This window comes from Phytohabitans aurantiacus (genome assembly GCF_027923225.1).
Lineage (GTDB): Bacteria > Actinomycetota > Actinomycetes > Mycobacteriales > Micromonosporaceae > Phytohabitans > Phytohabitans aurantiacus.
Genome location: NZ_BSDI01000014.1, coordinates 16049 through 33930, shown reverse-complemented (window position 1 = coordinate 33930; position 17882 = coordinate 16049). Strand labels below are relative to the sequence as shown.

General features: G+C 70.5%; 14 protein-coding genes. 7 read left to right on the top strand and 7 right to left on the bottom strand.

The window, feature by feature from the left end; all coding sequences use genetic code 11:
- Positions 1-146: 146 nt before the first annotated feature.
- The 4 genes from QMG73_RS17115 to QMG73_RS17100 form a co-directional block, all read right to left on the bottom strand.
- A complete protein-coding gene (locus QMG73_RS17115; RefSeq protein WP_281896696.1) occupies positions 147-2006 on the bottom strand; it encodes an ABC transporter ATP-binding protein in 1860 nt (619 codons plus the stop codon).
- A complete protein-coding gene (locus QMG73_RS17110) occupies positions 2003-2554 on the bottom strand; it encodes a TlpA family protein disulfide reductase (RefSeq protein WP_281896694.1) in 552 nt (183 codons plus the stop codon). The genes QMG73_RS17115 and QMG73_RS17110 overlap by 4 nt, the downstream gene beginning before the upstream one ends.
- A 6-nt stretch (positions 2555-2560) precedes the next feature.
- Entirely contained in the window at positions 2561-3118 is a 558-nt protein-coding gene (locus QMG73_RS17105; RefSeq protein WP_281896691.1) for a MauE/DoxX family redox-associated membrane protein, read from the bottom strand.
- A gap of 423 nt (positions 3119-3541) precedes the next feature.
- Positions 3542-4003, bottom strand: coding sequence for a S26 family signal peptidase (locus tag QMG73_RS17100; RefSeq protein WP_281896689.1), 462 nt, complete (start codon positions 4001-4003; stop codon positions 3542-3544).
- 124 nt (positions 4004-4127) lie between these two features.
- On the opposite strand from QMG73_RS17100, the gene QMG73_RS17095 reads away from it, so the two are divergent.
- Genes QMG73_RS17095 through QMG73_RS17085 form a run of 3 tightly spaced genes read left to right on the top strand, consistent with a single transcriptional unit; the run spans position 4128 to position 7050 of the window.
- Positions 4128-5702, top strand: a complete 1575-nt coding sequence (locus QMG73_RS17095) for an alkaline phosphatase D family protein (RefSeq protein WP_281896687.1) — start codon at positions 4128-4130, stop codon at positions 5700-5702.
- 11 nt (positions 5703-5713) lie between these two features.
- Positions 5714-6553, top strand: coding sequence for a discoidin domain-containing protein (locus QMG73_RS17090; protein ID WP_281896684.1), 840 nt, complete (start codon positions 5714-5716; stop codon positions 6551-6553).
- Positions 6554-6606: 53 nt separating this feature from the next.
- Positions 6607-7050 carry a hypothetical protein gene (locus tag QMG73_RS17085; protein ID WP_281896682.1) on the top strand — a complete coding sequence of 148 codons (444 nt, stop codon included), beginning with the start codon at positions 6607-6609 and terminating at the stop codon, positions 7048-7050.
- On the opposite strand, the gene QMG73_RS17080 is transcribed toward QMG73_RS17085, so the two are convergent.
- A complete protein-coding gene (locus QMG73_RS17080) occupies positions 6974-9838 on the bottom strand; it encodes an AfsR/SARP family transcriptional regulator (RefSeq protein ID WP_281896680.1) in 2865 nt (954 codons plus the stop codon). The genes QMG73_RS17085 and QMG73_RS17080 overlap by 77 nt on opposite strands.
- Before the next feature lie 196 nt (positions 9839-10034).
- Here QMG73_RS17080 and QMG73_RS17075 point away from each other — a divergent pair, with 196 nt between their 5' ends.
- Together QMG73_RS17075 and QMG73_RS17070 are read left to right on the top strand one after the other, a co-directional pair.
- Complete coding sequence (locus tag QMG73_RS17075) at positions 10035-11198, top strand: DUF3103 family protein (RefSeq protein ID WP_281896678.1); 1164 nt, start codon at positions 10035-10037, stop codon at positions 11196-11198.
- Between the two features lie 736 nt (positions 11199-11934).
- Positions 11935-12762, top strand: a complete 828-nt coding sequence (locus QMG73_RS17070) for a hypothetical protein (RefSeq protein ID WP_281896676.1) — start codon at positions 11935-11937, stop codon at positions 12760-12762.
- A gap of 35 nt (positions 12763-12797) precedes the next feature.
- Here QMG73_RS17070 and QMG73_RS17065 read toward each other — a convergent pair whose 3' ends face one another.
- On the bottom strand, positions 12798-13442 hold the full coding sequence (locus tag QMG73_RS17065; protein ID WP_281896674.1) for a TetR/AcrR family transcriptional regulator: 645 nt from the start codon (positions 13440-13442) through the stop codon (positions 12798-12800).
- A gap of 52 nt (positions 13443-13494) precedes the next feature.
- Complete coding sequence (locus QMG73_RS17060) at positions 13495-14850, bottom strand: FAD-binding oxidoreductase (RefSeq protein WP_281896672.1); 1356 nt, start codon at positions 14848-14850, stop codon at positions 13495-13497.
- A gap of 47 nt (positions 14851-14897) precedes the next feature.
- Here QMG73_RS17060 and pdxR point away from each other — a divergent pair, with 47 nt between their 5' ends.
- Positions 14898-16331, top strand: a complete 1434-nt coding sequence (gene pdxR, locus QMG73_RS17055) for a MocR-like pyridoxine biosynthesis transcription factor PdxR (protein WP_281896668.1) — start codon at positions 14898-14900, stop codon at positions 16329-16331.
- A 174-nt stretch (positions 16332-16505) separates the two neighbouring features.
- A complete protein-coding gene (locus QMG73_RS17050) occupies positions 16506-17873 on the top strand; it encodes a glycosyl hydrolase family 28-related protein (protein ID WP_281896667.1) in 1368 nt (455 codons plus the stop codon).
- Positions 17874-17882 lie beyond the last annotated feature (9 nt).

Here is a 17882-nt window from a genome sequence, read left to right as displayed (position 1 = left end):
CGGTGGCGGTCAAGAGGGCAGCGACAGTCACGACACGCACCCGCACGATGGTCTCCTCACGCGATCCTGAATGGACACCCAACGCTATCCGGTCCCAGCACGCTAGGACACCCCGTCGCCGCCCAGGCACGTCATCGATCCGTAGCTCACACCTTCTCAGACTGTCGATAACCCGTCGCCTGCAGTGTGAACATGCGCGCATAGGCACCGCCGACGCTCATCAGCTCGGCGTGATCGCCCTGCTCGACGATGCGGCCGCCGGCCAGTACGACGATGAGGTCGGCGTCGCGGACGGCGCCGAGCCGATGGGAGATGAGCAGGCTCGTGCGGCCGTGCCGATGCTCGCGCAGCCGTTGGTGGATCTGGTGCTCGGCCTCCGCGTCCAGCCCGGAGCTCGGCTCGTCGAGGATGAGGAGGTCGCGGCCTTCACGCATGAGGGTCCGGGCGAGGGCCAGCCGCTGCCACTGCCCGCCGGAGAGCATCACGCCCGTTTCCGGGTTGTCCTTGTCGCTCTCCTTGAAGAAGAGTCGGCTCAACAGGGTGTCGTATCCGCGCAGCATCGCCGCGATCGCGTCGTGCACGTCCGCGGCGCGCGCGGCTCGCTCGATCCGGGACCGATCGGAGATGCCGTCGAGGTCACCGAGGCCGATGTTCTCCGCCCCCGTGAGGTCGTAGGCCATGAAGTCCTGGAACAGGACGCCGATCCGGCTACGCAGCTCTGCTGGCGCGACGTCTCGGATGTCGACCCCGTCCCAGTAGATGACGCCGCGATCCGGGTCGTAGAAGCGGCACAGCAGCTTCACCAGCGTGCTCTTGCCGGCGCCGTTGAGACCGACGAGCGCCACCGACTGTCCATAGGGGATGGTCAGGTCGACGCCCTGGAGGACCCACGAGTGCGCGGCGTCGTACCGGAACCAGACATCGCGAAGCTCGATGCCGCGCCGGAGCGCCACCACCGCGCCGCTGCCGTCGCGGGCCGGAGCCTGGGGAAGGTCGGGCGGCTGGCTGGTCGCCTCCGCGTAATAGTCGAACATCAGCAGCGCCTGGTATCCGCTGGCGATGCCGGCGACCAGACCACCCAGCGAGGTCTGGACGCCGGCGACCGCCGCGACGAAGGCGGTCACGTCGCCGGGGCTCAGCCCGCCGTGCGCCGCGGTCCGCACCGCCCAGATCAGCCCGCCTCCGGTCACCGCTGCGCTCAGCGCCGCCAGCAGGAACTGCACGCGCAGTACCCGGCGATCGATGCGCCGTTCGCCGTCCTGGACGTCGCGCAGCTCAGCGAGCATCCGGGTCTTGAAGAAGTCGCCCAGGCCGAACAGCCGTATCTCCTTGACGGCCTGCAAATCCGTGATCAGCCGGCCGTAGAAGATCTGCCGCCGGACGGCCGGCGACATGGAGACCATCATGTTGACGCGCCGCTTCGACAGCAGCATCTGGGCGACCAGCGCCGGCACCGCGGCGGCCAGCACGATGCCGGTCATCGCCGGGCTGAGCACGTACAGCGTGGCCATCAGCGACAGGGCGGTGATGACGGCCCGGCCGATGTCGAGCAGGCCGGTGGTGACCGGGACGAGCGCGCCGCCGCTGGCCTGCGATGCCATCCGCAGCGTGTCGAGGAAGCGCGGATCCTCGAACCGCGACAGTCCCTGGAACGAGTTGACCGCGGTGTAGAGCCGGTCCTGCATGAGACGGTCCAGCCGGCGGCGTTGTTCGCCGCCGAGGTACGCGGTCACCTGCGGCGCCCCGGCGGTGGCCAGCCCGGCCGCGGCCAGGCCGACCGACCACCCGAGCAGCGCTGGTGCGGCTTCCCCGGCCGCGAGCCCATCGATGATGAACTTCGTCTGCCAGGCCACCGCCGCCGGTAGGAGCCCCAGGATCACGGCGATGGCCAGCTGCCCGACGGCGAGCCACGGACCGGCTTTGAAGCCCAGTACCCAGACACTGGCGAGCCGCCGCGGCAGATGCCGGGACCGCCGGGGCGGCGCGGTGGATCCGGCTGTCGTCATGACCGGCTGAGCGCGGCCAGACCCTCTACCGAGACTGCCGCGTCCACAATGGAGCCACCGGCGTCCAGGCGCAGGAAGGTGGGGAAGACGCCGATGTTCAGCCCGTTGACCACCGTCATGCTCTCCGGCGCGAGCACCACGTCGGTCGCGCCCTTGACGATCTGGACCAGGTCGTCCGCGTCGGAGCCGGACCCGGCGACCAGCGCCAGCGCCTTCCCGGCCGGCATACGGGCGGCTTCCGCGGCGAACAGCGGCGCCTGCGCGTGGCACGGGTTGCAGCCGGGCGAGAAGATTCCCACCAGCTCCACCGCGCCGGTCACGCTCTCCCGCGATACGGCCGCGCCGTCGACGGTGACCGCCGAGAACTCGGGCAGCTCCCGGCCCATCAGACTGTCCCGGTCGACGCCCATCGAGCCGTGACCGGCCCCGGAGAGCCGCCCGAGCTCCTCCGTGTGCTCGCGCAACCGCCGCAGGACGGCGAAGGTCAGCAAGAGGTCGACGGCGCAGAGCAGGCCCACGAGTACGACTGCGGTGACGAGAAACGGCATCGGATGTCAGCTCCTTCTGGCGGTGTGGTGTCGGTCGCTCGCCGAGGGCTTGAGCAGCGCCGCCACGTCGTCGAAACGGACGACGAACAGCGCGGCGACCCCGGCGACCGCGAGCGAGAGGGTCAGCCCGGCAGGGTCGCGGGCCGGATCGGTCCGGATGGCCCCGGCGGCCAGGCCGGTCAGCGACACGGTGAGCAGTGACAGGTTGCGGATCAGGTGAGTGCGGCTCAGGGGCGCGGCCGAGGTGCCGAAACACCGGCACGGAGCGGTTTTTCCGCCACGCAGGGCAAGGGCGATCGCGACCGTGAACGCGCAGAGAAGAGCCGCGGCCAGCGCGAATCCAATAGGCGCGGTCGACGGCAGCACGAGGAGGAGCACGACACCGGCCTCGCCGGTCACCGTCGCGCGAGCCGCCATCCTCGACCAGGATGGCGACAGTACTCCGAACGCCTCGACCGACCGGCGGAAGTCCGCGTACGCGCGCTTGCCGCGCACTTTGGTGACTGTCGAGGCGGCGAAGACACCGATCAGCATCGCCTGGCAGGCGATCACGAGATACGCCATCACGCTCCCCCTCGGCGACGTCGACTCGCGGCGCCGGAGCGCGGACCGGGTGAGGGCCCGCACCTCCGACGCTTACCACCGGTCGGAATCACGTACAGCAGTTCCCGCCGACGGCCTCGCCGCACTTCCCGCAGTAGCTGGTGCCACCGCACGTGCCACAGATCTTGCCGATCCAGCGGCAGGGGAACGAGCTTCCGGGCGGAGGCGACCCAGCGTCACCGCAGTAGCAGGCCACGAACCATTCCGCCTGCACACTCGCGTCCCCGCAGGCCGATGCCGTCGTCTTCGGCACCAGCCTTTGCAGCAGGCGGTCACCCAGCCTGCTCACAACACCCAACATGGGAACCCCTCTCTGAGGCGCCAGCCTCAATCGGTTCCCGGCATCGTCGCGTGTTGGGCTTTCAGATCTCTTTCATATCGGCTTCACCGGGTGCGTGACACTCGGCGCACAACCACGCCCAGCAGGTCGTTCGCGGAGAAAAATCCACGTTGACGCGAGTCGATGCTTGTCGCGTGATCGCCGAAAACCACAAGTGCGCCCGGCGGGACACGGTCGACGCCGGCCGCGTCGTGCGCGGCGGGCGGGACAGGGTCACCGGGCAGCGCCGCCGCTCGCTTGATGTTCCACCGGCGGCTGTCGAGCGCTCGCGGAGCGACCGCGACCCGCGTGACGCCGGGCGGCACCGGTGGTTCGAGCACGACGATATCGCCTCGGCGCACCCGTGCGAGTCCGCGCCGGCGGACCAGCACGCGATCGCCTGGATACAACGCTGGCTCCATGCTCGAACCGTCCACTGTCACCAGTACCAGCCGGCGACGGGCCCACCGTGCCGCGCTGGCTACGGAGACGACGATGACGAGTGCGGCGCCCACCACCCAGCTCATCGTCCGAAGCCTAGCGAGAACGCCGCCAGGGTGATGCGCTTCGTTCGCCTGTTGGTCATAATGTAGAAACTTTTCACTGCTCGGATGATCAACTGGCAGATAACTGCGCACACTGGAGGTTGGCGTGTCGGAGATATCCCGGCCGGCGGCGGCCGTGGCTCGACGGCGGTTCCTCACCGTCGCCGGCGCCGCCACCGCACTGGCGTTCACCGTCGACTTCCGGGGGCGGGACGAGGCACGGGCGGGCGGTGCGGCACCGCGCGAGGACCCGTACACGCTGGGCATCGCGTCGGGCGACCCGCTACCGGACTCGGTCGTCATCTGGACCCGGCTGGCACCGAAGCCCTTCGAACCACTGTCCGGAATGGATCGTCGGGACGTGCGGGTGGAGTGGCAGGTGGCCACCGACGAACGGTTCCGCAACGTGGTGCGGCGCGGCGTGGCGACCGCGCGGTACGAGTACGGCCACAGTGTGCACGTCGACGTGCGCGGGCTGCGCCCCGGACGCCACTACTACTACCGGTTCAAGACCGGCCGGTGGGTCAGCGAGGTCGGCCGGACCCGGACCGCGCCCGCCGGCCGGGCATCGGCGCTGACGTTCGCGTTCGCATCGTGCCAGTACTGGGCGGACGGCTACTACACGGCGCACCGGCACCTGGCCGCCGAGGACCCCGACGTGGTCCTGTTCCTGGGTGACTACATCTACGAGTACGGGGTGGCCGCGGCGGGCGGGCTGCGCAACGTGAGCATGCCGGTGCCGAGCCAGTTCCGCACCGAGACGGACACGCTGGACCGCTACCGCCTGCAGTACGCGCTCTACAAGAGCGATCCCGACCTGCGCGAGGCGCACCGGGTGGCACCCTGGATCGTCACCTGGGACGACCACGAGGTGCAGGACAACTACGCCGGCCTGGTGTCCAAAAGCAACGCGCCGGTCGAGGACTTCCTGGTACGCCGCGCGAACGCCTATCGCGCGTACTGGGAGAACCTGCCGCTGCGCACGCCGCAACCGCAGGGACCGGACATGCGCCTGTACCGCAGGTTCGGATACGGCGACCTGGCCGACTTCACCGTCCTGGACACCCGGCAGTTCCGCTCGGACCAGGCGGCGGGCGACGGCTGGGATCCCGACTCGGCCGCGCGCCGCGACCCGACCCGTACCCTGATCGGCGACGCGCAGGAACGGTGGCTGACCGAGGGCGTGCGCGGCTCCCGGGCCACCTGGAACGTGGTGGCCAGCCAGGTCATCATGAGCCAGATGGACCTCGACCCGACCGACGGCCAACTGTTCAACATGGACGGCTGGGATGGTTACCAGGCGCAGCAGCAGCGGGTGCTGGCGGCGCTGGCCGGGGCATCCAACCCCGTCGTGGTCACCGGTGACGTGCACTCCAGCTACGCGTTCGACCTGAAGCAGGACGTCGCCGGGCCCACCATCGGTACGGAACTGGTCGGCACGTCGATCAGCAGCGCCGGGAACGGCATGGAGATCTCGCCGAACGGGGAGAAGTTTCTCGCCGCCAACCCGCACCTCAAGCTGGTCAACGAGCGGCGCGGCTATGTCGTGTGCCGGTTGACCCCCGAAGAGCTGCGCGCCGACTACCGCGTCCTGCCGTATGTCGACCGGCCCGGCGCACCCGTCAGCACACTGCGTTCGTTCGTCGTCGAGGCCGGCAACCCCGGCTTGAACCTGGCCTGAGAGGAGCCTCCATGTCGTACCGTCTACTGGGGACAATCGCGGCGTGCGGCCTCGTGCTGCTGGCCGGCGGAGCGCCCGCGGGCGCCGATCGGACCCGGCCCGAGCTGGCGCTGTCGACCGACGTGAGCGCGGTCGAGGTGCTGCCGCAGCCGTGCCCGCGCAGCGGCTTCGAGCTGCGCTTCAAGAACGCCGGCGCGCGCGACGTATACGCGGACGCGTTCGTCACCGCCCCACCTGAGCTCAGCGTCTCCCGCCAGGTCGTCACCAGCTACCTCCCGGCCGGCTACGAGCTGAAGGTCCGGGTACAGGTCACCGCCGTGGTCGGCACGCCGCCGGGCGGGTACGCGCTGGAACTGCGCGCCGGCGACACCCGGCTGTCGCTGCCGGTGACGGTGCTGCCGCCACCGGAGAACCCGACCGGCAACCTGGCCAGGTTCGCCACGGTCATGGCGTCCTCGGAGCACCTGCCGCTCTATCCCGCCTGCGGTGCCACCGACGGCGACCGCGACTCGGCACACTGGGCGACCACGACCGGCTGGAACGACGGCACGCGCGGGCTGTTCCCGGACTGGTTGCGGGTCACGCTCGCCCAGCCGCAGACCGTCAGCCGGGTCGACCTGTACACACTGGACTCGGCGCGCTATCCGGCGGCCCGGTACGGCCTGCGGGACTGGGACGTCCAGGTCGACAGCGGTGGCCAGTGGACGACCGTGGCGCAGGTGCGGGGCAACACCGCCGGCCTGGTCAGCAGCACGTTCGTGCCGGTACTGACCAGCGGAGTGCGGATCGTGGCGCTGGCCAGCAACGAGGGCCTGACCTACTCCCGCGTGGTCGAGCTGGAGGTGTACTAGTCGCGCCGGCTTCGTTTCAGCTTCGTTTCAGCACCGGCCGCGACAGTGAGGCGATGAATCGCATAAGCATCCCGCGCCGGGTGATGGCCGTCGTGGCGGCGGTCTTTCTCGCGGTCGCCGGCGTCGCGGTGTGGGCCACTCCGGCGACGGCGGGCGACCCGTCCCCCGACCTACCGGACACACTCAGTCGCTACTGCGCCGTGTTCAACGGCGAATACACGGAAACGCGCGGCTCGTACAGCTGCGACCTCGACGAAGACGCGATCATATGCTCCACCGACGACCGGCGCTGCCTCTTCTTCGCCACGGAGATGAAGCCGGGACAGCTGCAAAGAGTGTGCGAGAAAGCCGGCGGCCGCTTTTTCGACGACATAGTAATCTTCACGTGCGATGGGCTGAAGGCCCTTCCCGACTACGTTCTCACGGTCGAGTGCTCACCGGAAGCGCTGGAGAACTCCAAGCTGCCGTGCTCGATCTACTCGGAACCACCAATGTGACCGGTGGCCGGGTGCCGAGTTTGCCGCGGATCGTGGCGGCGTCCTGGTGCCCGAGCTCGTCGAAGATGGCCAGCGCGTGTCGCCACGCGGCGCGGGCGGCGTCCACATCGCCGGCCGCGCGGTGGCTGTCGCCCAGATGGTTGAGGGCGTCAGCCTCGTAGTAGCGATCACCGACATCGCGAAACAGCTCGACCGCGTGCCGGTAGTGCTCGACGGCGCGACCGTAGTTTCCCAGATGGTGGTAGATGTAGCCGAGGCTGTCGGACGCACCCGCCTCGAAGTGGCGGTCACCGAGCAGTCGCAGCGCGGCCAGCGCCTGTTCGCAGCGTGGTCGGGCGCGCTCGTAGTCACCGCACAGCGCGTGGTCCCAGCCCAGGGAGTTCAGCGTCCGCGCCACTCCGACCGGGTGGCCGGCCAGCCGGTACAGGCGCAGGGCCCGCCGGGCGTGGCCCAGCGCCCGGTCGTGCCTGCCCTGCAGGTTCGACACCCAGCCCATCTGGTAGTAGGCGAACGCCTGACCGGCGTGGTTGCCGAGCGCCTCGTACAGGTCGAGCGCGTGCCGAAGGTGGCTGTGTGCCTCGTCGTAGCGGTGCAGCTTGGCACAGGCGGTGGAGTATCCACAGTGGGAGCGAGCCTGCGCGACCAGGTCTCCCTGGCGTTGGGCGGCGTCGATGGCGGCGCGCTGGCTGGCGACGTGGTCTTCCCGGTGGCCCCACCGGGTGAGGAAGTCCTGAGCGGCCCAGGCGAGCTGCCAGATGTGCGAGTCGAACCCGCTGGCCGGGGCCTGCCTGATCACGGCGAGCAGCACGGCCCGCTCGGCGGTGAACCAGGCGACGGCCTCATCCCGGCCGGCGGGCTGCCCCAACACCGCGCCCGGCGCGGGTGGTGAGACAGCGATCGGCTCCCGTTTCGGGTTGATCAGCTGACCGGCCGACAACGCGGTGTGCAGGTGATGGTCGAGCAGGCGCCGCGCCGCGGTGGCCCGTCGCGGCTCGCTCTCCTCGCCGCGGGCCAGGCTCGCGGCATATGTCCATAGTAGATCGTGAAGCGTGTGACGGTCGCGCGCCGGCTGCATGAGCAGGTGTGCGCGCACCAGTTCGGCCAGCAACGGGCGGGTCGCGGCGGCCGCGAGCCCGGCGAGGCTGGCGGCACTGGCCGCGGTGACCTCGGGACCGGGGTGCAGGCCCAGCAACCGGAACAGCCGGGCGGCACCGGGGGTGAGCGCCTGATACGACCAGGAGAACACCGCCGCGATGTCGGTGCCCACGTCCGCGTCGTTGAGGGCGTCCAGGGTGCTGGTGGAGTCGCGCAGTTGGGCGGCGATCGAGGCGACCGGGAGTTCCGGGTGGGTGAAGCAGTTGGCGGCCGCGATGGCCAGGGCCAGCGGCAACCGGGCGCATCGCTCGATGACCTCCCGGGTGGCGGCCGGATCGGCCGCCACCCGGTCCGTGCCCAGTCGGTGGGCGAGCAGGTCGCGCGACTCGTCGCCGGTGAGGAGGTCCAGCATCACCGGGTACGCGCACTCGGCCGTCACCAGGGCGGTGAGCTGATTCCGGCTTGTCACCACCACGACGCACCCCGGCGACCCGGGCAGCAGGGGTCGGACCTGCTCCGCGTCACGGGCGTTGTCGAGCACGACGAGAACCCGCTTTCCGGCCAGCACGCTCCGGTAGAGGGCGGCCTGCGCGTCCACGCCGGCCGGGATCCGGTCCATCTCGATGCCGAAGGCGCTGAGGAAGCCGCGCAGCGCCACGGCCGGGTCGACCACCAGCCCACCGGGGTCGAAGCCGCGAAGGTTGACGTAGAGCTGCCCGTCGGGGAACTGGTCGCGCACGCGGTGCGCCCAGTGCACGGCCAGCGCGGTCTTGCCGACCCCGGCGGTGCCGGACACCGCGGCGATGACCACCGCCGAGGTCGAGCCCGATCGGGCGAGCAGCGTGTCGAGGCGGGCGATCTCCCGGGTACGGGCGGTGAACGCGGGCACGGCGAGCGGCAGCTGCGCCGGCACCACCCGCACGTCCGGCGCGGGCAGCACCGTGATCGCGGGCGCCGGTGGGGCCAGCGACGCGTCCTGGCGCAGGATGGCCGACTCCAGCTCGCGCAGGGGCTGGCCGGGATCGATGCCCAGCTCCTCGCCGAGGCTGCGCCTGAGCCGCTGGTACGTCGCGAGCGCGTCGACCTGCCGGCCGGACCGGTACAGCGCGACCATCAGCTGGCGATGGACGTCCTCATCGAACGGCCGGGCCGAGGCCAGCCGTTCGAGCTCCGGTACCAGGTCCGCGTGCTCGCCCAGCATGAGGCGGGCTTCGATGAGGGCGCTCGCGGCCTCGTGTCCGATCTGGACCAGGCGCTCGGCCTGCTCGTCGAGCCAGCCCAGCCCGACCACGTCCAGCAACGGGCGGCCACGCCACAGCGCGAGCGCGCCGCGAAGGTGCCTGACCTTCAGGGCCGGATCCGATGACTGCCGGGCCAGCCGGATCAGTCGCTCCGCGGTCTCGACGTCGGTTGCCTCGGCGCCGATGTTGAGCACATAGCCCGGCGGCCGGGCCACGATCGCGTCCTTGGCACCGAGCACATTGCGCAGATAGGACATGTGTCGCTGCAGCGTGTTCTGTGCCGTACTGGGCCCGTTGCCGCCCCAGACGAGGTCGATCAGCCGGTCGCTGCTCACGATGTGGCCCGGGTGCAGGCCGAGCACCGCGAGGACAGCCTTGCGCCGCAGACCAGGCACCGGGCGGCACACCCCGCCTACGGTCAACTCGACCGGACCCAGAAGCCTCACCTGCATGCGACCGTCTCCCCGGGCTAGATCAGCTACAGGCTAGCGGTGCGACACAGTCCGTACGGGCCCACGGTCGCGCACCGGACAGGAGCCCCGAGCTCCACGGTTTCAGCCTCGCGTCAGGTCCGCGCCAGCCACCGGCGCCACCGTGTCTTCGTGCCCGCCGATCGAGCGGGCCACCGATGGCAAAGGGGACACGGAAATGTCGAAACGCAGACTCAACTGGACAGCCACCGCGGTGGCGGGTGCCCTGCTCGCATCGCTCATCCCGCTGGCGGCGGGGTCGGCGGCCGCGGCGCCGGCGGCCGACGAGACGGAGGTGGGGCCGGTCGAGCAGACGAAGATCGACCTCGCCCGGCAGCTGCGGCTGGCCGCTACCGATCGGGTCGCCGGTCAGGAGCTGTTCAGCGCGCTGAGCACCGATGGGGTCGTGGATCCCGTCACCGTCTTCACGAAGTCGGATTCGAAGGCTGGCGCGGAGTTCACCCGGCTGGCCGCGGCGGCCGACGCCGGGTTGAAGGAGTTCCTAGGGCTGCCGAAGATGACCGGCTCCACGCTGGCGGTGTACCTGGCCGACCAGGACGGTCAGCTCGCCAGGGGCGTCCCGCCCCTCTTCGCCGCCGCGCCGGACGAGGACTCGGAGGCGTCCACGCTCACCGCTGAGAACCTGGATGGCAAGCCGGTGATCGTCGACCTGGCCGGCGAGCCACCGGCACCCATGATCATGGTCAGCCTCGACATGGAGAACATCACGCCCGAGGCGATGTACGCCGTCTCCGCCGCGTTGAACGCCGCCGGCGTGCTGAGCGACGTCTTCGTCCCGGCCAATCCGCCCAAGACGACCCGGCTGGACCGCATCAAAATCAAGAACGTGCAGGAACCCGGGGCGGGCAAGTGGTGGTGCCCCGGAAGCCTGTGCGACGCGGAGGTCTTCGTGATCGCGATGGGTGGCAGCAACGGCCAGCCGCGGGCGGACGTCGTGCCCCTGTACGAGGTGAACGTCCCCAACAAGAACTACTATCCATTCAAGACGATCGTGAACTGGCAAGGCTTCAGCTGGAGCAAGATCGACCTTCTGATCATGGAGAAGGACGCCACGGGTTGCCAGGCGCCGTACTCGAAGTACGGCACCGCCGTCGCCGGAGCGATCACCAGCCTCGCCAGCGGGTCCACGTACGTGCCGCTGAACGCGGCCGCCCGCGGCGCGCTCCAGGACAAGAAGAAGATCTGCTCGTGGCCGCTCTCCTTCACCGTCAACCTGCCCGACTACGTCGACCGCTTCGACGGCGTGACCCAGGGGTTCGTCAACGACCATGTCGGCGCCTCGGGCAACGCCGACGTCTTCACGACGCTCATCACGCCCTGACACGCTGACCGATCGTCGCCGCGTCCCGGCCTGAACCGGCCCGGGGCGCGGCGCCGTCATGCGCGGGTCCCACCCCCGCGCCTTCTCCCCCCGATCAAGGACGAATACACGCGGTTGGATCTCAAAACCGCGTGTATTCGCCCTTGATCCATGCGATTACCCTTGATCGACGAACGCGGATACACCCGCCGCCGGCTCGGACCCAGATGCGGGCTACCGCGACGTTCGTCGTGCGCGAGACCGCTGCTCCCGCGGCCTCACCCTCCACGTGTGGTCACTCTCCCCGCGCGTCGCCGCCTTGCCCTAACCCGGAAGCCGCAGTGTCACGGATGTTGTCGCCACGTCCACGCGGGTCGTGGGGACGCGGACGGTGAGGCCGCGGGAGCAACGGGCCTCGACCGCGGCGGGCATCGCGGTAGCTCAGACCTCGGTCCTGGCTCTGGGCTTGTCCCGCGAGGGGCCGTCGATCAAGGCCATGTGCATGGATCAAGGGCAACCGCACGCGGAAAAGAGATCCAACCACGTGCATTCGCCCTTGATCGGCGCGCGACGGGACGGCACGGGGCGGCGCGGGACGGGACGGCGTGGGGCGGGCGGAGCAGGGCGGGCGACACCTTAGGAAACCGCTTTCCCATCCATCGGGACGCCGAGATCGACTGCTTGATTAGTGGTATCGCCAGCCGGTCTGATGTATTCACGCCTTCCTATGGGCCGTTGGCGACGAGGGGAGAGCTCTGTGAGACGCATGCTCGTACGCGGTGCCGTTGCGGCGTTGGCGGCGACGGTGGTCACGGTGCCCGGCGGTGCGCGACCGGCGCAGGCGGACACCGGTTCGCTGCTCGGCCCGATCACCCAGATCTACAGCACCCTGGCCGCCGGTGGCCCGCCGCAACAGGTGGTCCACCAGGTCGTGACCGCGGTGGCCGGCATCCGCGCCGACGCACTGGCCGAGCTGGAGCGAGTGCCCATCGCGGGCGTACGCGCCTGCGCGACACGGCATGTGGTCGAGCTCGCCGATCTCGAGCGGCTCGCGCCGTCCGCGGCGCAGGCGTGGGCGCGCGACGCCACGGCGTGTGCGGCGCTGACCGACGGCCATCTGCAGGCGGCTCAGGTCGGGCCGCCACAGTCCACTTCGGCCGGACCGGGCGATGCCAAGCACACCGTCGACCCGCTCGGGCTGGCGGTGAACCTGGTCGGGCCGATCGCGATGGCGGCGCGGTTGCACGCCGGGCTCGGCGACGGTGGTCTGCGGCAGCTGCTGGTCGGCGCCAACACCGCGGTGATCACCAAGATCCAGCCGTACTGCACCGAGTGGCGGCAGTACGAGGACGACTCGAACCTGTTCGAGCTGTGGTTCATGTGCCTTGCCTACAACCACAACTGGGTCACGCAGTTCGGCGTGGCGCGGGATTACCAGGGCATCACCGTGCCGCCCGGGTGCGAACCCTGGCATTCGTGTGAGGAGACGCCCGCGAGCCCGCCCGTCGACAAGGAACGGATCAGGTTCGAGGCGACCAGGCACACGAGTTGGGTCGTGGCACGGGCCGTACTCCCCCTACTCTGAGCCTGCTGTGGGCCGCCCGAGGTTGGGGCTCGGTCTCACCGCACACCGCGCAGCTGGGTGAACGCCTCCTCCAGGTATGCGCCAAACGAGCGCTGGCTGTCCTGCTCGGTCCAGCGAAGGAACGCCACCCGCAGGGTGGTGATGGAGACGGCGGCCAGCAGCCGGGGACCGATCTCCGACTGGGCGTCCACGCCGGCGCGCCGCGCCAACGCGCCGGTCAGCTCATCCTCCAGGCTCGCGAAGCGACCGAGCAGGCGCGCCATCAGGGCGGGATACCGCTCCTGCAGCTGGCGCCGCTGGCGCATCTCCTCCCAGCGGCCGTCGGCCTCCGCCACGCTGGCGGACAGCAGCGCGTGCACCTGCGGAAGCGGGTCGAGGGCGGCGGCCCCGGTGGCGATGTCCGCCAGCATCGCGGGATCGAACACGCACGGTCCGTCGCCGGTCAGCGCCTCGTCCTTGGAGGTGAAGTAGTTGGCGAACGTTCGCGGCGACACGCCAGCGGCGCTGCTGATCTCGTCGACGGTGACGCCGTCCAGCCCGCGCTCGAGCACGAGCTGGAGCGAGACCCGCTGCAGGGTCTGGCGGGTCTCCTGCTTCTTGCGGGCCCACATGCCGCTGGGCGCATGGTCCGCCTGCCTCCGGCTGCGGGCCTGAGCACTGGGAGTCTGTCGGGCCGCCACCCACAGAGTGTGGTCGGCCGCGACGACCTCACGCAACCGGCGCTCGGACGGCTCAGGATGCCGGGCGGATGTTCTGGTTCAGGTGGAACACGTTGGCCGGGTCGTACGCGGTCTTCACCGCGGTCAGCCGGGCCAGCTTCGCGGGCGAGTACGCCCGCCGCACGCCGCGCTGCCCGTCGGCCAGCTCGTCGGCGGTCAACGAGTTGACGTACACCCCGCTCGCGTACGGCTCCAGCGCCGCGCCCGCGGCACGGGCGGCAGCCATCCTCGCGTCGTCTTCGGCCGGGTCGGTCCAGCGGCAGCCGGCCCCGTACTCGAACATCGTGCCGCGGTGGCTGAACGCGGCGTCTGCCTCCGGCACATCGGCGATCGCGCCGCCGTACGCCTGCAGGCCCACGCCGGGAAGGTACCGGTCGCCGCTCAGGTCGGTGCCGCCGCGCAGCAGAAACGCCTCGATCGCCGCGGTGGAGAACCGCCGCAGGTAGTGCGCCTTGGAGTAGCGGCGGTAGGCGTGGCCGCCGCTGGAGTCGTCGCGTCGCTGAAGTTCGAGGTACGACGGCGTGCTGACCCGGGACGCGACCGGGCGTCCGAGCGCCCGCATCGCGGGCAGCAGCCGGCGGCCCTCGGTCGGGTCGCCGACCCACACGAATCCCACCGTGGCGATGGGGCCGGCGGGCCCGCTGGCGACCTCGGCGGTGAACGTCGCCCGCCGGGGCGCGACCGCGCTCAGGTCGCGCCAGCCCTCGATGACCGGTACGGCGTCCTCGGCGCGGAAGTCGAACTCGGCGACCAGCGTCCGCGTACCGGTGTGGTGCAGCTGGAACTCGAACTCGGTGACGATGCCGAAGTTGCCGCCACCGCCGCGCAGGCCCCAGAACAGGTCGGGGTTCTCGGTGCGGCTCGCGGTGACGACCTCGCCCTCGGCGGTGACCATCGTGTAGGAGACCACGTTGTCGCAGGCCAGGCCGTGCTGGCGGGCCAGCCAGCCCATGCCGCCGCCGAGCGTGAGCCCGCCGACGCCGGTGTGCGAGACGTTGCCGGCGGTGGTGGCCAGGCCGTACGCCTGCGATGCCCGGTCCAGCGCGCCGAGCAGCGCGCCGCCCTGCACCCGGGCCCGGCGACGGACCGGGTCGATCCGCACGCCACCCATGGGCGTCAGGTCGATCATGAGGCCGCCGTCCGGCACGGCGAAGCCGGCGACGTTGTGGCCGCCGCAGCGCACGCCGATCTCCAGGCCCTGTTCGCGGGCCAGCCGCACGGCGGCGACCACGTCGGCGACGGTCGCCGCGCGGATGATCATGCGGGGACGCCGGTCGACCATGGCGTTCCAGACGGTACGGGCGGTGTCGTAGCCGGCGTCGCCAGGGGTGAGGACCTGGCCGTCGAAGCGGGTCGTCGTCGTTGTCATGCCACTGAGCCTCGCAGGAATCGGTACACACGATAAGGTCCGATACTGTGGGCCAATTGAGGACCAATTCTGGACCGGCCGAGGATCTGCTGATCGAGCTTGACCGCGACGCCGGGGTGCCGCTGCACCGGCAGATCGAGGCGTCGATCCGCGCGAGCATCCGGACCGGCCGGCTGCGCACCGGTACGTCACTGCCACCCACCCGCGCCCTCGCCGCCGGCCTCGGGGTCTCCCGCGGGGTGGTCGTGGAGGCATACCAGCAGCTCGTCGCCGAGGGCTACCTCGTCAGCCGGTCGGGCGGCTACACCCAGGTCGCCGCGTCGATGGCGCCGGGCTCCGCCGGTGGCACGGCTTCGCGGGCGCGGCCGGCCACGCGCAGGGTCGATTTCGGGTACGGGCGCACCGACGTGTCACAGTTCCCGCGGGCCGCCTGGCTGCGCTCGGTGCGCACCGTGCTCACCACCACGCCCAACGACCGGTTCGCGTACCTCGACGGGCGCGGCGTGCCGGAGCTGCACCGGGCCCTCTGCGACTACCTCAACCGGGTGCGCGGCACCTCGGCGGTCCCCGACAACGTGGTGATCTGCAGCGGGTACGGGCAGGGCATCTCGCTGCTGATCCAGGTACTCCTGCGGCGCGGCGCCCGGCGGATCGCCCTGGAGGACCCGTCGTCCAACGACGACGCCCGCGTACTGGCCAGCGCCGCCGGCCTCGACGTGGTCGGCGTACCCGTGGGGCCGAACGGCATCCACGTCGACGCCCTCGACCGGGCCGGCGCCGACGCCGTCGTGCTCACACCCTCGCACCAGTGGCCCACCGGCGCCGTCATGTCGGCCGCGGTGCGGGCCGACGTGATCCGCTGGGCCCAGCGCCGCGGCGCGCTCGTGGTCGAGGACGACTACGACGCGGAGTACCGCTACGACCGGTCGCCGGTGGGCGCCATGCAGGGCCTGGCGCCCGACCACGTCGTCTACTGTGGAACGGCCAGCAAGACGCTCGCACCGGGGCTGCGGCTCGGCTGGCTGGTCGCGCCCGCCCACCTGGTCGCCGACCTCGCCGCGGCGAAGGTACTCGCCGACCGCGGCTCGCCGGTCATCGACCAGTTGACGTTCGCCGACTTCCTCGCCCGCGGCGAGTTCGACCGCCACCTGCGCCGGATGCGTCCGGTGTACCGCCGCCGCCGCGACGCGCTGCTGGACGCCTTGCGCACCCACCTGCCCGACCTGGAACCGGCCGGGATCGCCGCCGGGCAGCACGTGGTCGCCTGGCTCCCGCCCGACCTCGACGAGGCGGCGGTGGTAGCGGCCGCCGACCGGCACGGGCTCGGCATCCACGGCGTCGGCCCGTACCGGATCGCCAGCACCGGACCGGGCGGCCTGATCTTCGGCTACGCCATCCTCGGCGAGGCCGCCATCGCCGAGGGCGTCACCCTGCTGGCCACGGCGATCCGCGAAGTCCGGACGGCGCCGCCGCTACCGTGATGCGGCGCTGATGGAGTGAGGTCGGTGGCGTCTGTGGCGATCTGGTTGTGTAGCCGCGTTGGGTGAGGCCGCGGGAGCGACGGTCTCGCCCGCGACGAACGTCGCGGCAGCTCACATCTCTGTATGATCACGCGTCGAACGATCTTGGTGAGCGGCACTCTGAGAGGAACGCGCGTGGTCGATCCGAAGGTCCCGGGTGTCGCCCGCGGGCGCAGTCTGAGGCGCCGGGTGTTGTTCACGGGCGCCGTGACAGGCGTGGCCGGCGCGGCGATCGCCGCGGAGGCCGCACCCGCTTCGGCGGCCGCGGGTCCGCTGGACTGGTTCGATGTGAAGGACTTCGGCGCGGTCGGCGACGATTCCCACGACGACACCGCGGCCATCCAGGCCGCGCTCGACGCGGCGACGGCGGCCGGAGGCGGCACGGTCTACTTCCCTACCGGAAAATACAAGGTTGTCCCGACGGCCAGTAGTCCGGCCCTGTCCGTGGGAGGCAACGGGATCCGGCTGGTCGGCGCGAGCAGCAAGGCGTCGACGCTCCGCAAGGCGGCGAACGGGATCCTGTTGCGCATGTCCGGTACACCGTCTTCCGGCACGAGTGGCTCCACGCACCGGCGGTACTGCTCGATCGAGAACCTCGGGTTCAACGGCAACGGCAGGACCGGGCTGTTGCTCGAGCTGTACTACAACGACAACTCCTACTTCCGCGATGTGTTCATGTCGAGCAACAACGACCTGTGCATCGACGCTGTCGAGTTCTGGGACTCCCGGTTCTACAACCTGGTGATCGAGTCCAGCGGCGGCACGGCCGACAGCAAGACCCAACCCAACGTGTGGCTGCGAAACTCGTCGGCCACGAGCGGCTGGGGCTACAGCGCCGACAACGTGAACCAGATCCATTTCGTCGGCTGCCGCTTCGAGGCGTTCGGCACCGGAGCACTGTGGATCACACGCGGCACCGCGGCCACGAACAACCCGAACGGGATCTACCTGACGGACTGCAAGTTCGAAACCTCAGCCATGCGCGGCGGCCCTCATCTGAAGGTCGACGCCTCCTGCAGGCACGTCTACGCGAGCAACATCTACTGCTACGCGGGCGGGTTCGCCGACGGCTATTCCACCGCGCAGAACATCATCGCCTGGGCGGGCAATTCCAGCGCCCTGGAAAACGTGCTGATCGCCAACGGTGCCCCGGCGACGGTGAACTCCGGGGTCGATCTGTACTCAGGCCCCGGTTCGACCGCCGTTCTTCGCAACGTCGTTGGCGCCTACGCCACAAAGCCGACCGGCAACCACATCTATTACGAGTCCTCGAGTACCGGCGACTTTCGGGTGGAGAACTGCTACGGAAACATCGGCGGGCAGGCCGGCGGCACCATCCCCACAAGGCATCAGCCGAACCCGCCGCTGCGCCTGGTCGCGGGCCCGGTCAGCGACGCCTCCTTCACCCACACCCCGGTAGACGGCACGCTCGCCGTCGACTCCACCAACAAACGACTCTACGTTCGGGTTGGCGGCGTGTGGCGGTCGACGGCGCTGAGCTGACGTTCGGAT